This window comes from Pseudoalteromonas agarivorans, from assembly GCF_024518735.1.
Taxonomy (GTDB): domain Bacteria; phylum Pseudomonadota; class Gammaproteobacteria; order Enterobacterales; family Alteromonadaceae; genus Pseudoalteromonas; species Pseudoalteromonas atlantica.
This window is the reverse complement of sequence record NZ_JANIGJ010000002.1, coordinates 411393-432265: the sequence shown is the minus strand read 5'-3', so window position 1 is coordinate 432265 and position 20873 is coordinate 411393. Positions and strand designations below refer to the sequence as shown.

13 protein-coding genes are annotated in these 20873 nt (G+C 40.4%); 8 read left to right on the top strand and 5 right to left on the bottom strand.

The annotated features are described in order from the left end of the window. Positions 1-37: 37 nt before the first annotated feature. Positions 38-1231: a cyclic di-GMP phosphodiesterase gene (locus NQT65_RS06310; protein WP_138684408.1), complete on the bottom strand. Its 1194-nt coding sequence runs from the start codon at positions 1229-1231 to the stop codon at positions 38-40. 121 nt (positions 1232-1352) lie between these two features. Next, the gene (gene putA, locus NQT65_RS06305) at positions 1353-5156 is read right to left on the bottom strand and encodes a bifunctional proline dehydrogenase/L-glutamate gamma-semialdehyde dehydrogenase PutA (protein ID WP_256850732.1); all 3804 of its coding nucleotides are present in this window, start codon (positions 5154-5156) and stop codon (positions 1353-1355) included. Between the two features lie 207 nt (positions 5157-5363). Here putA and NQT65_RS06300 point away from each other — a divergent pair, with 207 nt between their 5' ends. After that, positions 5364-5846 (top strand): winged helix-turn-helix transcriptional regulator, encoded by a 483-nt coding sequence (locus NQT65_RS06300; protein WP_004587169.1) that lies wholly within the window; start codon positions 5364-5366, stop codon positions 5844-5846. 110 nt (positions 5847-5956) lie between these two features. Here NQT65_RS06300 and NQT65_RS06295 read toward each other — a convergent pair whose 3' ends face one another. After that, complete coding sequence (locus tag NQT65_RS06295) at positions 5957-6562, bottom strand: TIGR04211 family SH3 domain-containing protein (protein ID WP_054983196.1); 606 nt, start codon at positions 6560-6562, stop codon at positions 5957-5959. A gap of 215 nt (positions 6563-6777) precedes the next feature. On the opposite strand from NQT65_RS06295, the gene NQT65_RS06290 reads away from it, so the two are divergent. The 3 genes from NQT65_RS06290 (at position 6778) to NQT65_RS06280 (ending at position 11504) form a co-directional block, all read left to right on the top strand. After that, positions 6778-8298: a CYTH and CHAD domain-containing protein gene (locus tag NQT65_RS06290; protein ID WP_138684410.1), complete on the top strand. Its 1521-nt coding sequence runs from the start codon at positions 6778-6780 to the stop codon at positions 8296-8298. Between the two features lie 163 nt (positions 8299-8461). Next, the gene (locus NQT65_RS06285) at positions 8462-9271 is read left to right on the top strand and encodes a phosphate/phosphite/phosphonate ABC transporter substrate-binding protein (protein ID WP_256850731.1); all 810 of its coding nucleotides are present in this window, start codon (positions 8462-8464) and stop codon (positions 9269-9271) included. Next, on the top strand, positions 9258-11504 hold the full coding sequence (locus NQT65_RS06280; RefSeq protein ID WP_256850730.1) for an ATP-binding protein: 2247 nt from the start codon (positions 9258-9260) through the stop codon (positions 11502-11504). The genes NQT65_RS06285 and NQT65_RS06280 overlap by 14 nt, the downstream gene beginning before the upstream one ends. A gap of 24 nt (positions 11505-11528) precedes the next feature. Here the strand turns inward: NQT65_RS06280 and NQT65_RS06275 are convergent, their stop codons facing one another. Continuing rightward, the gene (locus NQT65_RS06275) at positions 11529-13046 is read right to left on the bottom strand and encodes a S10 family peptidase (protein ID WP_126006216.1); all 1518 of its coding nucleotides are present in this window, start codon (positions 13044-13046) and stop codon (positions 11529-11531) included. A 337-nt stretch (positions 13047-13383) separates the two neighbouring features. Between NQT65_RS06275 and NQT65_RS06270 the strand changes: the two genes are divergently transcribed. The 4 genes from NQT65_RS06270 (at position 13384) to mrcB (ending at position 18898) form a co-directional block, all read left to right on the top strand. After that, positions 13384-14604 carry a GGDEF domain-containing response regulator gene (locus tag NQT65_RS06270; protein WP_138684414.1) on the top strand — a complete coding sequence of 407 codons (1221 nt, stop codon included), beginning with the start codon at positions 13384-13386 and terminating at the stop codon, positions 14602-14604. Between the two features lie 221 nt (positions 14605-14825). Next, positions 14826-15164: a P-II family nitrogen regulator gene (locus NQT65_RS06265; RefSeq protein ID WP_004587162.1), complete on the top strand. Its 339-nt coding sequence runs from the start codon at positions 14826-14828 to the stop codon at positions 15162-15164. 12 nt (positions 15165-15176) lie between these two features. Then, the gene (locus tag NQT65_RS06260; RefSeq protein ID WP_004587161.1) at positions 15177-16406 is read left to right on the top strand and encodes an ammonium transporter AmtB; all 1230 of its coding nucleotides are present in this window, start codon (positions 15177-15179) and stop codon (positions 16404-16406) included. A gap of 149 nt (positions 16407-16555) precedes the next feature. Beyond that, positions 16556-18898: a penicillin-binding protein 1B gene (gene mrcB, locus NQT65_RS06255; protein ID WP_256850729.1), complete on the top strand. Its 2343-nt coding sequence runs from the start codon at positions 16556-16558 to the stop codon at positions 18896-18898. A 63-nt stretch (positions 18899-18961) separates the two neighbouring features. On the opposite strand, the gene NQT65_RS06250 is transcribed toward mrcB, so the two are convergent. Next, on the bottom strand, positions 18962-20803 hold the full coding sequence (locus NQT65_RS06250) for a methyl-accepting chemotaxis protein (RefSeq protein ID WP_256850728.1): 1842 nt from the start codon (positions 20801-20803) through the stop codon (positions 18962-18964). Between the last annotated feature and the right edge of the window lie 70 nt (positions 20804-20873).

Below are 20873 nucleotides of genomic sequence, written 5' to 3'. Positions count from 1 at the left end.
AAAGTAAAGCCGCAAAACTGCGGCTTTACTTTTTAACTCAGGGTAAAATAGCGTTTTTGTAAAAGCGCTCTAAATCAATGTTGTAGTCGGTCGGCTTAACGGTTGATTCGAGCTTGTCAGCTGTTTTTTTATTTGCCAAGTTTATATCTTGCATTTCCGTGTAGCGACCGTGTTTAGCACTATAAAATGTTTTAACCACCGGCTTTAAAGGCGTTTCAGGGTTACTCTGTGTAACTAAGCCTACTTTTTGGCTAGATAAGCGCACTAAGGTGCCTACTGGGTGAATGCCAATACATTGGATAAACTTAGTAAGTAGCTCACCATCAAAGCTATCAGGGCAACCATCTTTTAAAATTTTAAACGCTTTTATAGGCTCCATACCGGCTTTATATACCCGCTCTGCCGTAAGTGCATCATATACATCTACAATTGACGCCATACGTACGTATTGGCTTATCTCATCACCTTTTTTGGCAAACGGGTAGCCTTTTCCGTCTAAGCGCTCATGGTGTAGGCCGGCAATATCTACAGCAATTCCCGTTAACCCTGCTTCTTCCAAAATTTGCTTAGAATACAGAGCATGGTTTTGCATAATTTTAAATTCGTCATCACTAAAGCGGCCCGGTTTATTGAGCACTTCGTCAGGAATTTTAATTTTTCCTATGTCATGTAACAAAGCACCTGTAGTGAGCTCTACAATAATGTCGCGCTCTATGCCTAAGTGCTTTGCAAAAATACCCATTAAAATAGAAACGTTGATAGAGTGCTCTAATAAGTAAGCATCTTTTTGGCGCATTTGCGTTAAGCAGGCTAGGGCATCTTGGTTTCTAAAAATAGAGTCCATAAAGCCACTGGCAAGCTCTTTAAAAGGCGCTATGTCTATATCTCTACCCGCTTTTATGTCGCCAAAGGCCTTTTGTTGAAGTGTTTTAGCTTCGTCGTAGAGCTTTTTAGCTTTGCCCATTTCTTGTTCGCTACTGTGAACTTTAAGCCAAGGGTCGCGTTTTTTAATCTCTGCCTTAGGCACTGGGGCTTGGGTGTCGGGCTCGGGTGTAGTTAATGTTTTATCTGGATCTATCTCTATTTCTAAAATGCCCGCTTTTTTGAGCTTATCGATACTCGCCTGAGTCTTAACCCAGCCTTGGTTTTTAATTTTAATGCGCCCAGTTTGTTTTGTAACACTTTGAACAAACATGCCAGGCTGTAATTGCGAAATAGAGATAACTTTCAATTTTTTTTACTTCTGTAATGGGTCTTTGTTTAAATTAGCATCATTATACGTTGCAGGGTAAAAAAAAAGGCACTTTTTAAGTGCCTTTTTTTACATTTTTAGTTAATTAGTATTGGATGGGCTATTCGTCATCTTCTACTAGGGTCATCAGTGAAGTATTACCACCAGATGCGGTAGTATCTATACTGATCGTTTTTTCAGTAATTAAGCGCTTAATTAACGTATCGTAATACTCTGAAGTAATTACTGGCAAAATAGCGCCTTTACGCTGTGCAAGTTGTTGGCTGAAGTAACCTAAACGAGATGAACGTGCAGCAACCACCGCACCCGCTAAGTGAGGGTGAGCCAAAATAGCTTGTAGCTGATTAGGTTTTGCAACCTGGAACACGCCCTCAGCAACGCCTGTGGCAATAAACTTATCTTTAAAGGCTACCGCTTCATCGTAAAATAGCTCTGATGCTACGGTAATTACTGTATTACCTGCAGCAAGTGCTGTGATGATTGAAAGCGCCCAAAAGTTAAATGACGTGCTTTTATCTGCATAACATACTACACAACCACGTGCTTCAAGGTGCAAGGTGTTTGATTCACCAGTAGGCCCAGGCAAAGTAGTAAACTTACGCATGTGTTTTTCTAAACGGTTAAGTTGTGCACGCGCTTCTGAAAGCGTTAATGCCAAATCATCCGCTAAGTCATCAATAATTTCGACCGTTGCTACTTTAGCAAGCAACTGACGAACAGCCGATACACGGTCATTTAGCGGTGTTGCACGCCAAATTTTCTCATCGCGCATTGAGTTAGCCATCAGCTTTTCAACTTGCTCGTTTGCACCGCTGTAATGGTGTAAATCAAGCTCATCTGGCGTTAGGTTAGTCATTTGCACGTTATCAGGTGATGCTTTCTCTTTTACTAAACGCTGCAGGTAGTTAGGGCCACCGGCTTTAGGGCCAGTACCAGATAAACCACGGCCACCAAACGGTTGCACACCTACAATGGCACCAATCATGTTGCGGTTTATATATACGTTACCCGCACGCGACATTTTAGCTAGGTACTCACAACGCTCTTCAATACGTGAATGAACACCCATTGTTAAGCCGTAACCTGTGTTGTTAATTTGGTCAATCACGTTGTCGATATCATTCGCTTTAAAGCGAACAATGTGCACACATGGACCAAATACTTCACGTTTAAGTACTGATAAATCTTCGATTTCGTATAAACGAGGGGCAAAAAAGTAGGCGCCATTTTCGGTGTTATCAGGGATCTTACATTCGTAATGAAGTGTTGCATTACCTTTTAAGTATTCAACATGATCATTTAGCGTTTTAAGGGCTTTTTCATCAATTACTGGGCCTACATCGGTAGAAAGTAATGACGGGTCGCCAATATGCAGCTCGGCGAGTGCGCCTTTAAGCATTTCTATAATGCCATCGGCTACATCTTCTTGTATAAATAATACACGCAGTGCTGAACAACGCTGACCTGCACTTTGGAAACCTGAGCTTATTACATCATCAACAACTTGCTCTGGCAGCGCTGTTGAGTCCACAATCATACAGTTTTGGCCACCGGTTTCTGCAATTAGCGGTACTTGAATATCGTTACGCGCAGCCAGTGTTTGTGAAATCAGTGTGCCTGTTTCTGTAGAACCGGTAAACATAACAGCCTGAATACGCTCATCAGGTACAATTGTTTTACCTACCTCAGAACCGCGGGCAATCACCGGCTGTACTACATGCTCTGGTAAGCCAACCGAAAGCATTAGCTCAATAGCGCGAAGTGCAATTAAGCTTGTTTGCTCTGCAGGTTTTGCAATAACAGTATTACCAGTCACAATGGCAGCGGCCACCTGACCTAAGAAAATAGCAAGCGGGAAGTTCCACGGGCTAATACATAAAATTACACCGCGTGCTTCAAAGCGCTCATCGCTTGCAAGTTCTTCTGCACGTGCCGCGTAGTAACGACAAAAATCAACGGCTTCACGTACTTCGTCAATACCATCTTGCGCAATTTTACCGGCTTCTTTAATACAAATAGCGACGAGCTCATCGTGGTGACGCTCTAAAATATCTGCCACGCGGCGTAATAAATTAGCACGCTCTTTTACAGATGTTTGTGACCATGACTCAAACGCCGCTTCTGCATTGGCCAAAATGTCTTTCATCTCATCGCCAGATTGCAGTTTAACGTGGCCGATGATTTCGTTGTGATTAGCTGGGTTTTTAACCGCTAATGCGCCTTCAGGTACTTGGCTTTGATCAATTAAATGCTCGTTAAACCAGCTTTCAAGGTTTTCTTTGAATGGCGTAATTACATTAATATCGGTTAAGTCCATGCCTTTAGAGTTAGCACGTTCATCGCCGTATAAGTCGATTGGCATTTTAATTTGCGTATTGTACTTATTACGTAAACCTTGCAGTGTTTCTACTGGATCAGGTAATAGCGACTCAACTGGTTTAGTGGTATCAACAATGGCGTTTACAAACGATGAGTTAGCGCCATTTTCTAGTAAACGACGTACTAAGTAGGCAAGTAGGTCTTCGTGCTGGCCAACGGGTGCATAAACACGGCATTGAATTTTTTCTTCATTTACGATTTGGTCAAATAAAGATTCGCCCATACCGTGTAAACGCTGGAATTCAAATCCGGTGTTATCGCCTTTAGCAACTTCTAAAATAGTGGCTGCAGTGTAAGCGTTGTGTGTTGCAAATTGCGGGTACAGTACATCGCGTGCTTCTAGCATTCTAATAGCACAAGCTTTGTAAGATACATCGGTAGTTGCTTTACGCGTAAATACTGGGTAGTGCTCTAAACCATCTTGTTGCGTGGTTTTAATTTCTGTATCCCAGTAGGCACCTTTTACAAGGCGAACCATCATTTTACGGCCTACACGAGTAGCAAGTTCAGTTACCCATTCAATAACAAAAATAGCGCGCTTTTGGTATGCTTGTACGGCTAAACCAAAACCTTGCCAGTTACCTAAATCTTCATCGCTAAATACCGCTTCTATAACATCTAGAGAAATATCTAAGCGGTCAGCTTCTTCTGCATCAACTGTAAAGCCAATGTCGTATTTTTTAGCAGCAAGCGCGAGCTCTTTCAGTTTAGGTACAATTTCGGCCATTACGCGGTCTTTATGCGTGAATTCATAACGTGGATGAATAGCAGAAAGTTTAACTGAAATACCAGGGCTTTTAACTGGGCCACGGCCATTTGCCGCTTTACCAATTGCATGGATTGCGTTCATGTAGCTGTCGAAGTAACGCTTGGCATCTTTCATTGTGCGCGCGCCTTCGCCTAGCATGTCGTATGAGTAAACGTAGCCTTTTTGCTCTTTTTCAGCAGCGCGTTCAATGGCTTCGTCAATGGTGCGACCCATAACGAACTGCTTACCCATAATTTTCATGGCAAAGTTTACAGACTTGCGAATCACAGGCTCGCCTAAACGACCTATGGTCTTTTTAAGCATGCCAAATTGCTGTTCTTTGGTTTTATCTGTGTAGTTAACCATTTTACCGGTTACTAATAATCCCCACGAAGAAGCATTAACGAATAAAGAATCGCTGCTTCCTAAATGAGAACTCCAATCACCTTTAGCAAGCTTGTCACGAATTAACGTATCTTGCGTGGCTTTGTCTGGTACGCGAAGTAGGGCTTCGGCCAAACACATTAACACTACACCTTCCTCACTAGAGAGTGAGAATTCATTTAAAAGTGCGTCTACACCGCTTTGACCGTCTTGATCTTTTCGAATGTTTAAAACAATCTGGCGAGCTCTTTCCCATGCACGGCTTCGTGCTTTAACACCCACTTCTGCAAGTGGTAAAATATGATCAATAACAGCATTTTCATCAATGCGGTAAAAATCACGAATTTTCTGTCTTGTAGGACAGGTTGTTGTCAAATCGCCATTGAATAACATAAGCAACCCTTAGGAATGTTAATATGTAAATAGTAGAACAAAACTTATGTGCTTGGGCTGTTGAGCTAAAGCAACTTTGCTACCAATAAATTACCAGTGATGTAATGCGTGCATTCTAATTAAATTTCAGCAGAATATGCTGGTTAAATTTCACGATTTACGATAATTTACAGGGCATATTTTCAACTTATCCGTATAAAATTCTGTATGACAAGTCCAAATAGATTACGCCTGCTTGATCGTATCGATTTAGCAATATTAGACGTTCTTCAAAAGAACGGCAGAATTTCTAATGTTAACCTAGCAAAACAGGTTAATTTAAGTCCTAGTCCATGCCTTGACCGTGTAAAACGTTTAGAGCAAGAAGGCTATATAGAAGGGTACTTTGCAAAGCTTAGCGAACAAAAGCTGAATCAGAGCTTAGTAGCGCATGTGCAAGTATCGCTGGTGACATCTAACACGGCCGTTTTTAAAGTATTTAAAGAGCATATACTTAAAATTGAGCAAGTTGTAGAGTGCGATATGGTAGCGGGAGGGTACGACTACCTGCTAAAAATTAGGGTCTCGGATATGGATGAGTATCGACAGGTGCTAGGAGACTTGGTCGACATTCCGGGAGTAGGTACTCACCATACTTACATGGTAATAGAAAAAATTAAGCAGGATCCTGGTTTACGTTTGGATGTTTAAAAGCCAAATGCTTATTGCAATACATTACACACATTAAAAAAGCACCTAAGGGTGCTTTTTTAATGATTAGCCAGCGGCTATTAAACTTAGTTAACCAAGGTTTAGGTTAATTAAGCCCACCCTTCGTAGCGCTTACGGCGCGAAAGTACAACGGTAAGTATAATACCTAAAAACAAACCTATAAAAGCAATAGCGCCACCATAAGTAAGTAGTTGGCGTTTTTCTTTTGCAGTGGCAGCTTGTTTTTGAGCACGCTCTTGTTCAAGTGTTGTTTGCAGCTCAGTAATTTGTTGATTAAGCAACTTGTTTTGATTAGTTAAGCTTTGATTATGTTCTTGTAACTGAGGTAGCTCAATTTGTGCTTGGCGTAGTTTGTTTTGCACTGTGCTCATTTCGCTACTGAGTGTTTGATACTGCTGATGAAGCCCTGGCGTTTGCGATATAAATTTAGACTCAACCCAACCTTCACGGTCTTTATCATCTTTTATTTTTATAAAGCCGTTTTCTTCTTTTGATAGCACGGTTAATTTAGTACCCGCATCTACAGAGCCAAGTAAGCGGTAGTTTTTACCTGCGCCAGAGCGCATAAAGGTATATAGATTATCGATTATATAAGCTGAATTTGCATCTGATGAATTGGCTGTTTGAGCTTCTTGTGCTTGGCTTATAAACGAGGTGGCTGTTAAAAGTAGCCCTAGTAAACAGTGTTTTAGCATTTATCTACCTTGTTAGTCTATCCGTGTCCGTTGTGGTTGTGATTGAGATTTTCACATAAGTAGTGAGATAGTATGGATTAAACGCGTTAATAGCAAGGTTGATATTGTAACCCAGTGCGGGCGTTGCTCAGCCAAAAAGGTTAAAAAATTTGCAAAATGAGGTGGCTTTGTTTATTTTGAGCACTTATTTATTTTAAAGGTAATCCTCAACCCTAATGGATACTGAGATAGAACTGAAGTTTTTGGTATCAGATGCCGTTGTTCCACTGATCCCCTCGCTAATCACACAATTTGCTAAAACGGTTATTAATAAACCTTCACGTAGTTTGCAAAATGCCTATTACGATACCCCAAGTAGAGAGCTAAGAGCCCTTGATATAGGTTTTAGAACCCGCTGTGCCGACAGTAAATGCGAACAAACAATAAAGCTTGCTGGCGAAGTTGTGGGTGGGCTACACCAACGTCCTGAATACAACTTACCCATTGAATCAAGCCGTCCTGATTTATTAGCATTTAATAATGCTATTTGGCCTCATGGTATGCAAGTAAATGCTATTAGCGATAATTTATATCCTATTTTTAGCACTAACTTTATTCGTCGTACTTGGTTAATTGAAACCCCAAATGGCGCAAAAATTGAAGTCGTGCTAGATAAAGGCGAAATAGCTGCATCAGGTAAGGTTGATATTATTAGCGAGCTAGAAATAGAGCTTGTTGAGGGCAACAGAGACGAGCTATTTGCTTTGGCAGATAAACTTGTTAGCCAAAACTGTATTCGTTTAGGGCTTTATTCAAAAGCAGCTAGAGGCTACCGACTAGCCGATGAAACACCGCTCAAACCAAGTAAGTCTATTGGGTTTGTAAAATTAAAAAAACAAGCAACTCAAGAGCAAGCACTAATAGAGGCCATGAACTTTGGTATTCGTTTTGTGCAAAAGCATGAGCAGTGTTACTTTGACAAACCAAGTTTAAAAACGCTCAAACGTGTGACTGATGGCATTAGCTTAATTAGGCATAATTTTTGGTTGTTTGACGATATTGTAAGTAAAGAGAGTACTGAGCAATTAAGAACAGAGTTAAAGTGGCTGTTAAGTGAATTAGCCTGGGTTGAAAATGCAATTCAGCTAAAAACTTATACATCTAAACGCCATGCATTTTATAAAAAAATAAATGCAGCGCCTGCATTAGCGCAAGTTATTAACGATTTAAAAGAGCTACAGCCAAGCATTGATGATATTAATGCTTTGTTTCAAAGCGCGCGATACAACCGTTTATTGCTGTCGTTAACTACCTGGTTGGTAGATAAACAATGGCGTAAGTTTTGGGGGCAAACTCAGCTACAAGCGGCAGAGCAGCCAGTAGCTAAAATTGCTAAACGTTTATTTAATAAAGATTGGCAAAATTTAGATAAGCTACTTCCTAAAGAGCAAACGCTTACAGCACAAGATTATTTAAGCTTACGCACCCAATTAGAAAACAGCTTATTAAGCGGTAATTGCTTAGGGTCATTGTTTGACAAAGAAGAGCGCTTAGAATTTAGACTGCCGTGGCTGGATATTTCTCATGGTATGTACGAGCTCAGCACGCTGGAATATTTAAAGCAGCTTTGTGGCGGACAAGAAGACGAGCAGTTGGCTAAAATTCAACAGTGGCTAGATCAAAAGTCAGATTACTTAGTCAGTGCAATGGAGCAAAGCCGTTTAGCGTCTTTTGATATAGAGCCGTACTGGCAGTAATATATTTAAGCAGGTGTGTATGGGCACCTGCTTTAATCTTTTTGTTGAAACGTTCTTAAACCTCCTAAATTAAATAACCTCTTAATTTCTACGTAATAAAAATGGTGCGTTAGTCACTCGTTAACTATGCTTATAGTCATAAACCTGCAGCGGTAAGACTAATATGAAGTGTAGTGTTGTTTTGCTTTTTTTATTCAATAGTATGGGTGTCTATGCTCAAACCTTTACTTTTGGTGTAGTTCCGCAATATGAGCCTCAAAAACTCACTGCAATATGGCAGCCCTTTCTTAATAAAGTAACCGAAAAAACAGGCGTGCAACTAAAGCTTGTTACCGTGGAATCAATCCCGGTTTTTGAGCAAGGGTTTGCAGATGGCGATTACGATTTTGCTTATATGAACCCATGGCATAGTGTGATTGCTTACGACAAACAAGGCTATTTACCTATAGTGAAAGATGCTGCGCGCCATTTGCAAGGCGTATTAGTGGTCAATAAAAACAGTAATGTTGAATACGTTAAGCAGCTTGAAGGCGCCGAAATTGCTTTTCCTGCGCCTAATGCATTAGGCGCTTCTTTATTAATGCGGGCGGAGCTTGCCCTATTGTATGGCTTAACAATAAAGCCTGTGTATGTACAAACGCACTCATCTGTTTATTTAAATGTGGCACTTAACGCAACGCCTGCCGGCGGCGGGGTAATGGGCACATTAAAGCAACAGCCTCAAAACTTGCAGCAAAAGCTAAAAGTTATTTACAAAACGCGTAAGGTTAGCCGCCACCCCATTGTGGTTCACCCTAGAGTAAATAATCAGGTACAAGCGCAAGTTCAACAAGCAATTATAGAAATAGGGAGCGACCCTAAACAAAAACACTTACTAGCGGGTATTCCTATAATTAACCCGAGTAAAGCAAGCATTGACGATTATAAACAATTAACGCAATGGGGTTTACGCTCGTTTTATGTTGAAAATTAACTGGTGGCGCAGCCTAAGGGTTCAAAGCTTTATTGCAGTAATGGCATTTGGCTTTTTATTAATATGCTTATTTATTTTTTACGCTTTGCCAGAGCAAGCTAGGTGGGTAAACGATGGCCTTTCTAGCGCAGCGCAGCGCTCTTTACAGCAACTATCGACATCAATAAAAACCCCTTTATTAACTCGTCAATACGCACAGCTGTATGAGCAAATAGATGCGCAACTTAATACAAACCCTAATTGGAAAGCAATTAGGGTAGTAGAGCCGACTACAGGTAATCAGTTATATCCATTAGATGAGTGGCAGCTGTTAGCGCAGCAGGGCAATGTTACGTTAAATGAGCATATTGCTTTTTTAGATAAACCTTTGGCTGAAATAACGTTAGTCGTTAATTTTGAAGACGAAATAAACGAAGCGGCCAAGCTACATTACACATTAATTTATATTCAGTTTTTTATACTTGTGGTGTTTTTTATTGGCTTAGCTTGGTTGGTCGATTATAGAATTACCAGCCCTTTACGGGCGCTCGAAGTCGCATTTTCTAAACTGGCTAAAGGGAACTTTGATTGCCACGTTAGCGTTCAGCAAAAAAATGAGATTGGCAGCGTCATAAATGCATTTAATAAAATGGCCGGTGAGGTTGCTACTAATCATCAAAAAGTAAACGCGCTGAGAATTCAAGCCGAGTCGGCCAGTAAGGCTAAGTCTGACTTTATGGCGAGTATGAGCCATGAGCTTAGAACGCCGTTAAATGCTATTTTAGGGTTAGCTCAGCTTTATCAATATGACAGTAAAGCAACCGAGGTACACAAAGACAATGCGCAAAGTATTTACCAAGCTGGTGAGCATTTACTTTTACTAATAAACGACGTGCTAGATTTAACTTCTATTGAATCGGGGAATATGCAGTTTAATTTTGAATATGCCCCCGTGAAAGACATGCTACAGCATAGTATTGAAATGGTGAGCGAACTTGCCAGAGTTGAGCTTGTTACTATAAATACTCACAATATTGACTCCCTTGAAGGTATTTACTTATATGTAGATAAGCGCCGTTTTAAACAGGTACTGCTTAATTTACTTTCCAACGCAATAAAATATAACAAAGTGCGAGGTAAAATAGATATACGCTGCGAGATTGCTGATTCAAGCCGCTGTAATATTGATATTGAAGATACAGGGTGCGGTTTTTCAGAAGATGATATTTTAAGGCTTTTTAAACCCTTTGATAGACTAGGGGCAGAGACCAGTAAAACACATGGTACAGGCATAGGTTTAGTTATTACTAAAGAGCTTGTAGAGCGTATGCAAGGGCAGCTACAAGTAAATAGCCAAATAAATAAAGGCGCGTGTTTTACCATTAGCTTTAATAGTTTTAAAGAAAGCGCTTTAACGACTATACAAGCTGATGAACCGATAAATCACCCCAGCAGTGAGCCCGCAGACTCCGCCACAGGTAAACTCCCAGTATTAAATGTGCTGGTGGCAGAAGATCAACTGACTAATCAGCAGGTTTTAAAGCAGCAACTGACCATGCTTGGTGTTAATTCAACGTTTGCAAATAATGGTGAACAGGCCTGGCAAATGCTCCAAGATAAGTGTTTTGATATGCTACTTACCGATATTCAAATGCCGTTGTTAAATGGCCTTGAATTGGCTAAAAAAATCCGAAAAAACACACAGTTCAATGAGCTAATAATTATTGCTGTTACTGCCAATATAATGGAAAAAAACATACAGGATTGTTACAGCGCTGGGATGAACGGTTTTTTAACTAAACCGATAGAGCTTGAAAGCCTAAAAGCACTGTTAATGAAGCACTCTCAAGGCGTTGTTCCTTCGCATACACAGCCGCTGCAAATTACAGCGCAAGCAAGCTCTATGTATAGTCAATTAGATATGCCTTTATTGTTTTCGATGTTAGGAAAAGATACGCATGTACATTGTTTAGTCTTTCAGGCGTTTTTACAAACCGCTTATGAGCAAGTTAAATTAATTGAAGCGTATACACATAGTTTAAATTACGCCGATTTATCTTTTCAGGCGCATGGTTTAAAGTCATCTGCTAAATCGGTTGCAGCGTTAAAGTTAAGTGACATTTGCCAGCAAATAGAAAGCTTAGCAGCGCAAAATAAGGTCGATGAAGCGTTATTATTTGCACTACAAACAGGGTTTAATGAAGTGGTTACACAGTTAAAAGTGTACTGTAATAAACATGAGGCATCTTCTTAATGCCTCATGTAATGGCCCTTTTAATTAATATTTAGCGGCCTGCCCTTTAGCGGGTAGGGAGCTTAAAATGAAGTCGCGTAAATCGTTATTAGAAAGCTTAAGATCTTCATGTCTTAGGTACATCATATGGCCGCTGCGGTACCCTTTAAAGCTTAACCTGTCTTTCATTTTTCCACTAGGGTCAAGCTGCCATAACGTGTATTTAGCATCAAAGTAATTTGTTGCGCCATCGTAGTAACCCGCTTGAATCATGACGTTTAAATACGGGTTTTGCGCCATCGCTAAACGTAAGTTTTCGCCGGTATTATTTTTACTGCGATCCCATGGGTGAACATTGCCAAATAAGTTGTATTTTACATCCGTTTTATAGTTGAGCTCTTCACGCAGGTAATAGTTAATTGCAGGCGTAAATGAGTGCAGCCAAGAGGTAAGCTCAGCCCAGTAATCAGGTGATTCGCCAGCATCGCGTTTATCAATACCTAAATAGCGCGAATCTAGACGTCCGACAGTTTGTCCGCGCTCACGTAAAAGTTCTTTCCAAAAAAATCGAGTGGGAATATCTAAGTTGTTTTGCGCTACAAACTGCTCTGAAAGGCCTGCATATTCGGCCATTTTCTTTATTATTTGGCGTTTTTTATCGGCATCGATAAAGCCACCTTTAGCGAGGGCAGGAATAAGCTCATTAATAGTGAACTGTTCTACTTCGGGTAAAAGTTCATTGAGATCTTTTTCTTGCAAGTTTTTATTCAGTGCTTTGTGATACCACGCAGTTGCAGCAAAATAAGGTAAGCGATTAGCCGCTTTTATAGGACCGTCGCGTTTTATACCAATATCGGTCGGCGATACTAATACCACCCCATTAATGTACATCCATTGACTGTTTTGTAGTTCATGGGCAAGGCCTGATACACGAGTAGTGCCGTAGCTTTCTCCAATTAAAAACTTAGGTGAGCGCCAGCGCTCGTTTCGGTTAACAAAGGTATTTAGCCATTCAGCTAAGTATTTTATGTCGGCATTCACACCAAAAAAGTGCTCTTTTTGTTGCTCTTTCGAAAGCATTTCACCTTTGGCGTTTTCTACTACGCGTGAATAACCTGTATTTACCGGATTTACATAAACAATATCTGCTACATCTAATACTGAGTAGGGGTTATCTTTTACGCCATAAGGCTGAATGGGGTAGCCTTCGTCATCAATTTTTAATACGCGTGGGCCAGTATAGGCTAAGTGCATCCATACAGATGCAGAGCCAGGCCCGCCATTAAACGATATCAGTAATGGGCGAGCTGCGGTGTTATCGACTTTATCTCGTGTGTAATAGGTATATTGTAATGTGGCAATGGCATCGCCATTATCATTCCACACCGGCTGAGTGCCTGTTTTAACTGTGTAGCTAAAGCGTTCACCATTAATTTTAGCTTTATGCTTAGTGACTACGTGGCTATCAATGTCTATTTTTCGTTGGTTTTCTGCTGTTGCAGTACTGCTAAGCAATACGATGGCAAGCGCTAAGGTGTAACGAGTTAATTGGACAAGCTTCATTGTCGTTCCTTATTTTTGTTTAGGTGCTATTTAAAATAAAAAACACACAAATAACAAAAGTATTGAGATTAATGGTCGATAATACTGGTTAAGCCTAAGCTTATACACGCCGACATTGTTTATTTAGGGATAATTTATCTTAGCGTGTTTAGCTTAGCTAAAAAATCAAGTATATTTGGTCGACTTTGTATTTAAATTAAATACACGCCTTGCGCTTAGATTAATGGACTTAGCCTACTTACTGGCTTCATAAACAGAACTTTATTGGATGTTTTTCATAACTTGTCGCTTTAGTGCAAGTTTAAGTACGTAAAATAACAAGATTAAAGAGAAGTTTATGCAAAGAGTATTAGTGGTTGAAGACAGTAAAGTAGTGCAGCAGGTGCTACGCCACTTATCGGCTCAATATTTAGATGTCGCTGTCGATTTTGCCTGGTCATTAAATGAATGCCAAGACTATATTGAGAAACATAAATACTCGCTGGCTTTAGTTGATTTAACTTTGCCCGATGCACCTAATGGCGAGGTCGCTAAATTCACACTTTCACACGCCATTCCTACTGTGGTACTTACCTCAAAAATTGATGAATATAAGCGCCAACAAATGCTAGAGCTTGGTGTTATTGATTACGTAATAAAAGACAATCGCGATTCATACCATTACGCTATCAAGTTAGTAGCTCAGCTTCTGAGAAATCAAGGCTGTAAGGCGTTGGTTGCTGATGATTCAATGCTAAGCCGCTCCTTAATGAAACAAATGTTAGAAAAGCAATTATTTGATGTAACCGATGCGCAAGATGGTCAGCAAGCACTCGAAATAATAAAAAGTAACCCTAATATAAAATTGCTCATGACCGATTATGCGATGCCATTAATGGATGGCTTTGAACTGGTTAAAGCGGTGCGTAATTTTAGAGGGCGCGATGATTTGGCCATTATCGGGCTTTCGGGGGCAGGTAAACATGGGTTATCGGCTCGGTTTATTAAATACGGTGCCAACGACTTTTTAACAAAGCCATTTATGAATGAAGAGTTTCACTGTCGTGTTATGCAAACAATGGAGCAGTTGTCACTGATTGCGGATATTAAAGAAAGTGCATACAGAGACTATTTAACGGGTATGTATAACCGCCGTTATTTTTACCAATATGCAGAGCAACTATTAAAAAAACAACAGCAAAACACGCTTGCATTACTCGATATAGATTTCTTTAAAAATATTAATGACACCTTAGGCCACGAAGCGGGCGATCAGGCACTAAAGCAGGTAGCCACGTTAATTAAAACTACGTTTTCTAAGTTTACCGTTGCGCGGGTGGGCGGCGAAGAGTTTGCCATTATATTAGATGATATAGACACGGCGCGTGGGCGAGAGTACTTAGAAGGCTTTAGAAAAAAACTCGCTAAACATGAATTTTTAATCGATGAAAAACCGTTTTCTATCACCATCAGTATTGGTGTTGCTGATTTTCAAAACACTGATTTAACACAAGCCATGCGCATCGCTGATGCGGCCCTTTACGAAGCCAAAAACAATGGCCGAAACTGTGTTGTGTAAATATAAAAAATAACACTAATTACAAGCTAGTAGGGCGTCACTTTTGATGATGCACCAATGTAGCTAAGTTGTTAAAAAAGCGCACCTTGATGGTGCGTTTTTTTTGTTTTAAATTTACTATTCATGCTTATCTTATTGATATTAAGTGTTTTTTAATAGTGGCACAAAGGTTGGATTATGTAAGCCAACAGGATAACAATAAAGCGTCCGAGGGGGCCACTATGAAAATGATTAGTGCAATCATAAAACCATTTAAATTAGATGATGTGCGTGAAGCGCTCGCTGATTTAGGTATTGAAGGGATGACCGTAGTTGATGTTAAAGGTTTTGGACGTCAACGAGGCCATACAGAGCTGTATCGTGGAGCAGAGTATCAGGTAGATTTTATTCCTAAGATCAAACTTGAAATTGCTACTCGTACTGAAAATTGCCAACGCGTAGTTGAAGCAATTACCAAAATTGCATCAACAGGCAAAATTGGTGACGGTAAAATTTTCGTGTACGACTTAGATCAAATTGTGCGTATTCGTACGGGCGAACTTGATGAAGAAGCAATTTAAGGGGGCTGATTAATGGAAAACACAATTGTAGAACTCAAATTTTCACTCGACACCTTTTATTTTCTGGTGTCGGGTATATTAGTAATGTGGATGGCAGCAGGTTTTGCCATGTTAGAAGCGGGTTTAGTTCGCTCTAAAAACACCACTGAAATTTTAACTAAAAACGTGGCGCTGTATTCTATCGCATGTACCATGTTTTTATTAGTTGGCTACAACATTATGTATGTAGACAACGCTGAAGGCGGTATTATCCCTTCAATTGGCGCATTAATTGGCACGCAAGCGGCCGATGCTGACCACTCTTTAGAATCTGACTTTTTCTTCCAAGTAGTATTTGTTGCAACGGCTATGTCGATTGTATCGGGTGCTGTGGCTGAACGTATGAAGTTATTTGCTTTCTTAGCATTTGCAGTTGTTTTAACAGGCTTTATTTACCCAATGGAAGGTTACTGGACATGGGGCGGCGGTTTCTTATCAGAAATGGGTTTTGTAGATTTTGCAGGCTCTGCCATTGTTCACGGTGCTGGTGCTGCAGCTGCTTTAGCAGGTGTTATTTTACTTGGCGCTCGTAAAGGTAAATACGGTAAAAACGGTGAAATTTACCCAATTCCAGGCTCTAACCTACCACTTGCTACATTAGGTACGTTTATTTTATGGATGGGTTGGTTTGGTTTTAACGGTGGTTCGCAATTACTTCTTTCAGATAAAGAAAATGCAACAGCTGTAGGTCAAATTTTACTTAACACCAATGCCGCAGCGGCAATGGGTGCAATTGCTGCACTGTTTGTATGTAAAGTGTTGTGGGGTAAAGCTGATTTAACTATGGTACTAAACGGCGCATTAGCAGGTTTAGTTGTTATTACAGCAGACCCACTTTCACCATCTCCATTAATGGCGTGTTTACTAGGTATTTTAGGTGGCTCACTGGTTGTATTTAGCATTGTAGCTCTAGATAAAGCGAAGATTGATGACCCAGTAGGTGCTATCTCTGTTCACGGTGTATGTGGCGCGTTAGGTATTATGTTAGTCCCTGTATCTAACGGCGATGCAAACTTTGTAACACAGCTTATTGGTTTAGTGACTATTTTAGCCTTTGTTTTTGTAGCTTCATTTATTGTGTGGGCTATTTTAAAGCAAACTATGGGTATTCGCGTAACCGAAGAAGAAGAGCTAAGCGGTATGGACCAACACGATTGTGGTGTTGATGCTTACCCTGAGTTTGTATCTGTTCGCAGTAACTAATATTAAATAGATTAATCATTGTGTTCACAAAGCCCTACCTTGGTAGGGCTTTTTTTCGTTTCAGGGAAGGTTAACTTTTCAGGTGTTAGGCTATACCCAATATGCTAAGCTCACACTCGTGAATAAACCTTGGAATAAATTACACTTAAATGGCTGACAACAAAAAAACACCCAGTAGTAAAACCACTCCTAAGCGTGCACCTAAAGCAACCAGCTCGCCACGTAAAGCTAAATCAAAAACGACTAAAAAAACGTCAAACACTGTTGTTAAACGCACATTTATGCGAAAAACATGGTCTGTTTTTTGGAAATTGAGCTTAGCTGTTTTTATTGCTATGGCCATGTATCTTATTTATTTAGATTCAAAAACAACACGTATATTTGAAGGTAATAAATGGCAGTTACCTGCCCAAGTATACGCACGCTCAATGGAGTTTTACCCAGGGCAGTTTTTATCTAGTCAAGAGGTTGTGTGGGAGCTTGAGCGCCTAAATTATTCATCAGTTAATAGGCTAAGCCGCACGGGGCAGTTTGTAAAAACAGCCGATAGCATAAAAATTTACCGACGCGATTTTGAATTTTATGATGGCCTTGAAGAATCGCACATTATTGAGCTGCGTTTTGCCGGGCAAAAGGTAGCAACCATTAAAGATAAATTTGGCAGGCGCCTAAACAGCGCTCGCCTAGAGCCTGTGCAAATAGCTCGAATTGGAAATGATTCAAAGCAAGATAGAGAGTTTGTACCGCTTGATAAGTTTCCGCCTATGTTGAAAGACACGTTATTAGTGGTAGAAGATCGGGATTTTTATCAGCACCATGGTGTGTCGGTATTTTCTATTTTGCGCGCGCTTTATTCAAATATTAAAGCAGGGCGTACCGTGCAAGGTGGTAGCACCTTAACGCAGCAGCTTGCAAAAAATATATACCTAACGCGTGAGCGCTCTTTAGTGCGAAAAATAAATGAGGCATTTATTGCGCTTATTCTAGATTACCGTTATTCAAAAGATCAGATTTTAGAAGCCTATTTGAATGAAGTTTACCTAGGTCAGTCTTATAACCAAGGCGTGCATGGCATGGGCTTGGCCTCTGAGTTTTATTTTTCAAAGCCTGTTGATGAGCTGGAATATGACCAAATAGCGCTGCTGGTGGCGATGGTCAAAGGGCCTTCGTATTACAATCCTCGACGCTATAAAGAGCGCACTATGGAGCGTCGCGATCTAGTACTGCGCTTAATGGTTGAAAACAAGCTACTAACTACAAAAGAATATCGTGCATCACTTAAACGTCCAATTAATATAGCGCCTATGAAAGCAAGTTTACAAAAGTCATACCCTGGCTTTTTAGAACTTGTAAACCGTGAGCTTAAGCAGTTATTACCTGATCAAAAAACACTAGATGCCGGTGTGCGTGTATTTACTTACTTTGATTTGCAAAAACAAACGGCGATGGAAGAGTCCATTCAAAAAAGTTTACCGTATCTAGAAAAACGCCCTAACACCGATAAACTCGAAGCAGCCATGATCTCAGTTAATGTAGAAAAAGGCGGTGTGTCGGCTTTAGTGTCGGGGCGCGATGTTCGCTACTCAGGTTTCAACCGAGTGCTCGATACTAAACGAAATATTGGCTCTTTAGTTAAACCCGCGGTGTACTTAACAGCCCTGCAGTTACCACATTATAACTTAGCCACATTACTTGATGACTCCCCTGTGCAGGTAACAAATGAGCAGGGTAAAGTGTGGCAACCTGAGAACTTTGATCACCAATACCGAGGCGCATTGCCACTTTATAAAGCCTTTAGTAACAGTATTAATATTCCTGCGGTAAATTTAGGCCTAGATGTAGGTGTTGATAAAGTAGCAAATACGCTCAAAGGATTAGGCGCAAAAGGTATTATAGATGAATACCCCTCGCTGCTACTTGGTGCTGTAGAAATGTCGAGCCTTGAGGTTGCCCAGCTTTATACAACTATCGCAGCAGATGGCGAGTATAGAGAGCTTACTTCTGTATCTGCGCTAACAGACTCGGTAGGTAACGTTTTGTATAAGCATAAAGTTAAGTCTGAGCCGCGCTTTGCAAAAGACGCAGTATATATGACTAAATATGCCATGAAGCGAGTGACAAAAGACGGCACCGCTAAGCGTCTAAACTTACACTTTCCATCAATTCAGCTTGCCGGGAAAACAGGCACTAGTAATGATTTACGTGATAGCTGGTTTGCAGGGTTTGATCAAAACACAGTGACCGTTGCATGGCTTGGTAGAGACGATAATAGAAGCACCGGTTTAACCGGTAGTGTGGGCGCGTTAGAAGCTTATATTCGTTACTTAAAACCGCTCAACCCTGAAGCAATAGCAGATACACGTCCGCCATCAATAAGATGGGCTTTCGTCAATGAAAGAACGGGTTTACAAGCACCGCCCGGATGCGGAAAAGTCATTCAGTTACCACTAAGAGCCAGTGAGTTTGAACCTAGGCCGCAGTGTATACGCTAATAAAATAAAGTCCTTAATGATAAAACCGCTAACTCAGCGGTTTTATTATATTTAGCTTACCTATCAAGATTTAAAAAACTGCATTGATTTAGTTAAGTCATCAGAGAGCTGACTAAGTTGCTGTGCGTCTTGCAGTGTAGATTGTGCAGAGAGAAGAGTTTGATCTGCTAAGTTACTTACTTCTTGTGAATCAGTTAATGCTTGGGTGGTTGCGTTAGATTGCTCTTTAACCCGCAGTGCTATTTCCTCGCCTTGGTGTTTTATATCGCCCATACTTTGCTCTGCACTTTGTAAAATATCGTTTGTTTCGGTGGCGGCGTTTACCGATTGTTCCATCTTCTGGACACTTGAGCGCATTTTTTGTTGTGTATCGTCAGAAGCTTGTTGGAGTGAGCTAATAATTTGGTGAATTTCTTGCGTTTGAGTTTGTGTACGCTGTGCAAGGGTTCTTACTTCATCAGCTACCACTGCAAAACCACGGCCATGTTCACCGGCTCGTGCGGCTTCTATTGCTGCGTTTAGGGCTAATAAATTAGTTTGATCGGCTATTTCGCTAATGCCTTTACTTACTTTACTAATTTCTTGGCTATCTTGAGCTAGTCTATCTAAGGCTTGTTGGCTTTCGGCAAATTCAACCTGAAGGTCTTGCATGTATTTGGCAAGTTCCATGGTGTTGTTAGAGCCTTGCTTTACATGCTGCGCGGCATCTTGTGCTGTTAACATCGCTTGATTAGCAGACTCTTCTACACTCACTGCACTTTGCTCCATATTACTTAGTGCATCATGAATAGCGTTTACCCGTATTTGCTGTTTTTCAACATCGTTACTCGTTTGGCTGCTTGCCTGTGAAAGCGATTTAGTGGCGCCGCATAGCTCCACAGTACTTGCTTTTACATTCTCTAAAAGTTTTGAAAAGGCATTAAGAAGTGCGTTATATCGCGCTGCAATAATACCCATTTCATCATTAGTACTTGAGTTGATAACCGCATTTAAGTCGCCATTTGCTGCTCTTTGCGCAGCTTCGGCAAAGCGATTAATGGTATCAACTACCGCAAAATAAAAACCAACCATTAAGTAAAATGCAATCAATAAACTAATTAATGATGCAGCTAATACAGTGTTTCTTGTCAAGCGTTGCGTGTTCAGTTTTTCATTTATTAGCGATTCAAGGGTAGGGATGCTTTTATCAATTAGTTGGCTAATACGACTAAGCACTTGGCTGGTAAGCCCTGCAAATTCGTTTTGTGTAAGCTGTATATCATCTGGTTCAAGCAGCTTTTTATCAATGGCTGTTTTAAAAGCGGCTATGGCGTTATGTAAATTAGTGAGAGAGGGCGTCAGTGCTTTATTTACAGATGCATCGGCCGTGGTGGCAATTGTAAGTATTTTATCGAGTTGCTGCTGGTACAAAGGTAGCGACTTACTTAAGTTTGAAAGCGCAATAAAAGTCTCTGGTGTAAAACGCTGATTAGTAAGAACAGTATTAGCGCTTTGCGCTGTCGCGTTTATCTGCATGATAAGCGCAGGTATAGGCGTAGCTAATGCGCGATTAACATAAGCACTCGCAAGTTGGTTATCTAAGGCTAAATTAGACTGTATTGAAACCAGCTCAAGTACGTCATTCATTTGCTCATCTTTTACATTAAAACCACGTGCTTTAGCTACTTTTACATTTTTATAGGTTTCACCCTGCATTTGATTTGCAAGAATGTCTCTGTAGCCCAGTAAACCTTGTTTTTGCATTTGAGAGACGCTGATACTCTCGCTTAATAAAGAGACTAAAAAAAACAAACTAAGCGCAAGGGGTAATAATAAAATACCAAAAACTAAAGCAATTTTAGTTTTATATTTTAAGTTGCCCATTAATGATATAGCAGGTGCTGCTAAGTGCCTTAAGCTCGTCATACGTTTCTCTTGTGGGGTAAAAGTGAGTCTAGAAAGTGAGACCGTATAAAGGCTAAAAACCATTCAATTA

Excerpts from the sequence above, each read along its gene's own strand:
- putA (WP_256850732.1), bottom strand. The coding sequence starts at position 5,156 with ATGTTATTCAATGGCGATTTGACAACAACCTGTCCTACAAGACAGAAA.
- NQT65_RS06300 (WP_004587169.1), top strand. The coding sequence starts at position 5,364 with ATGACAAGTCCAAATAGATTACGCCTGCTTGATCGTATCGATTTAGCA.
- NQT65_RS06295 (WP_054983196.1), bottom strand. The coding sequence starts at position 6,562 with ATGCTAAAACACTGTTTACTAGGGCTACTTTTAACAGCCACCTCGTTT.
- NQT65_RS06290 (WP_138684410.1), top strand. The coding sequence starts at position 6,778 with ATGGATACTGAGATAGAACTGAAGTTTTTGGTATCAGATGCCGTTGTT.
- NQT65_RS06285 (WP_256850731.1), top strand. The coding sequence starts at position 8,462 with ATGAAGTGTAGTGTTGTTTTGCTTTTTTTATTCAATAGTATGGGTGTC.
- NQT65_RS06280 (WP_256850730.1), top strand. The coding sequence starts at position 9,258 with ATGTTGAAAATTAACTGGTGGCGCAGCCTAAGGGTTCAAAGCTTTATT.
- NQT65_RS06275 (WP_126006216.1), bottom strand. The coding sequence starts at position 13,046 with ATGAAGCTTGTCCAATTAACTCGTTACACCTTAGCGCTTGCCATCGTA.
- NQT65_RS06270 (WP_138684414.1), top strand. The coding sequence starts at position 13,384 with ATGCAAAGAGTATTAGTGGTTGAAGACAGTAAAGTAGTGCAGCAGGTG.
- NQT65_RS06265 (WP_004587162.1), top strand. The coding sequence starts at position 14,826 with ATGAAAATGATTAGTGCAATCATAAAACCATTTAAATTAGATGATGTG.
- NQT65_RS06260 (WP_004587161.1), top strand. The coding sequence starts at position 15,177 with ATGGAAAACACAATTGTAGAACTCAAATTTTCACTCGACACCTTTTAT.
- mrcB (WP_256850729.1), top strand. The coding sequence starts at position 16,556 with ATGGCTGACAACAAAAAAACACCCAGTAGTAAAACCACTCCTAAGCGT.
- NQT65_RS06250 (WP_256850728.1), bottom strand. The coding sequence starts at position 20,803 with ATGACGAGCTTAAGGCACTTAGCAGCACCTGCTATATCATTAATGGGC.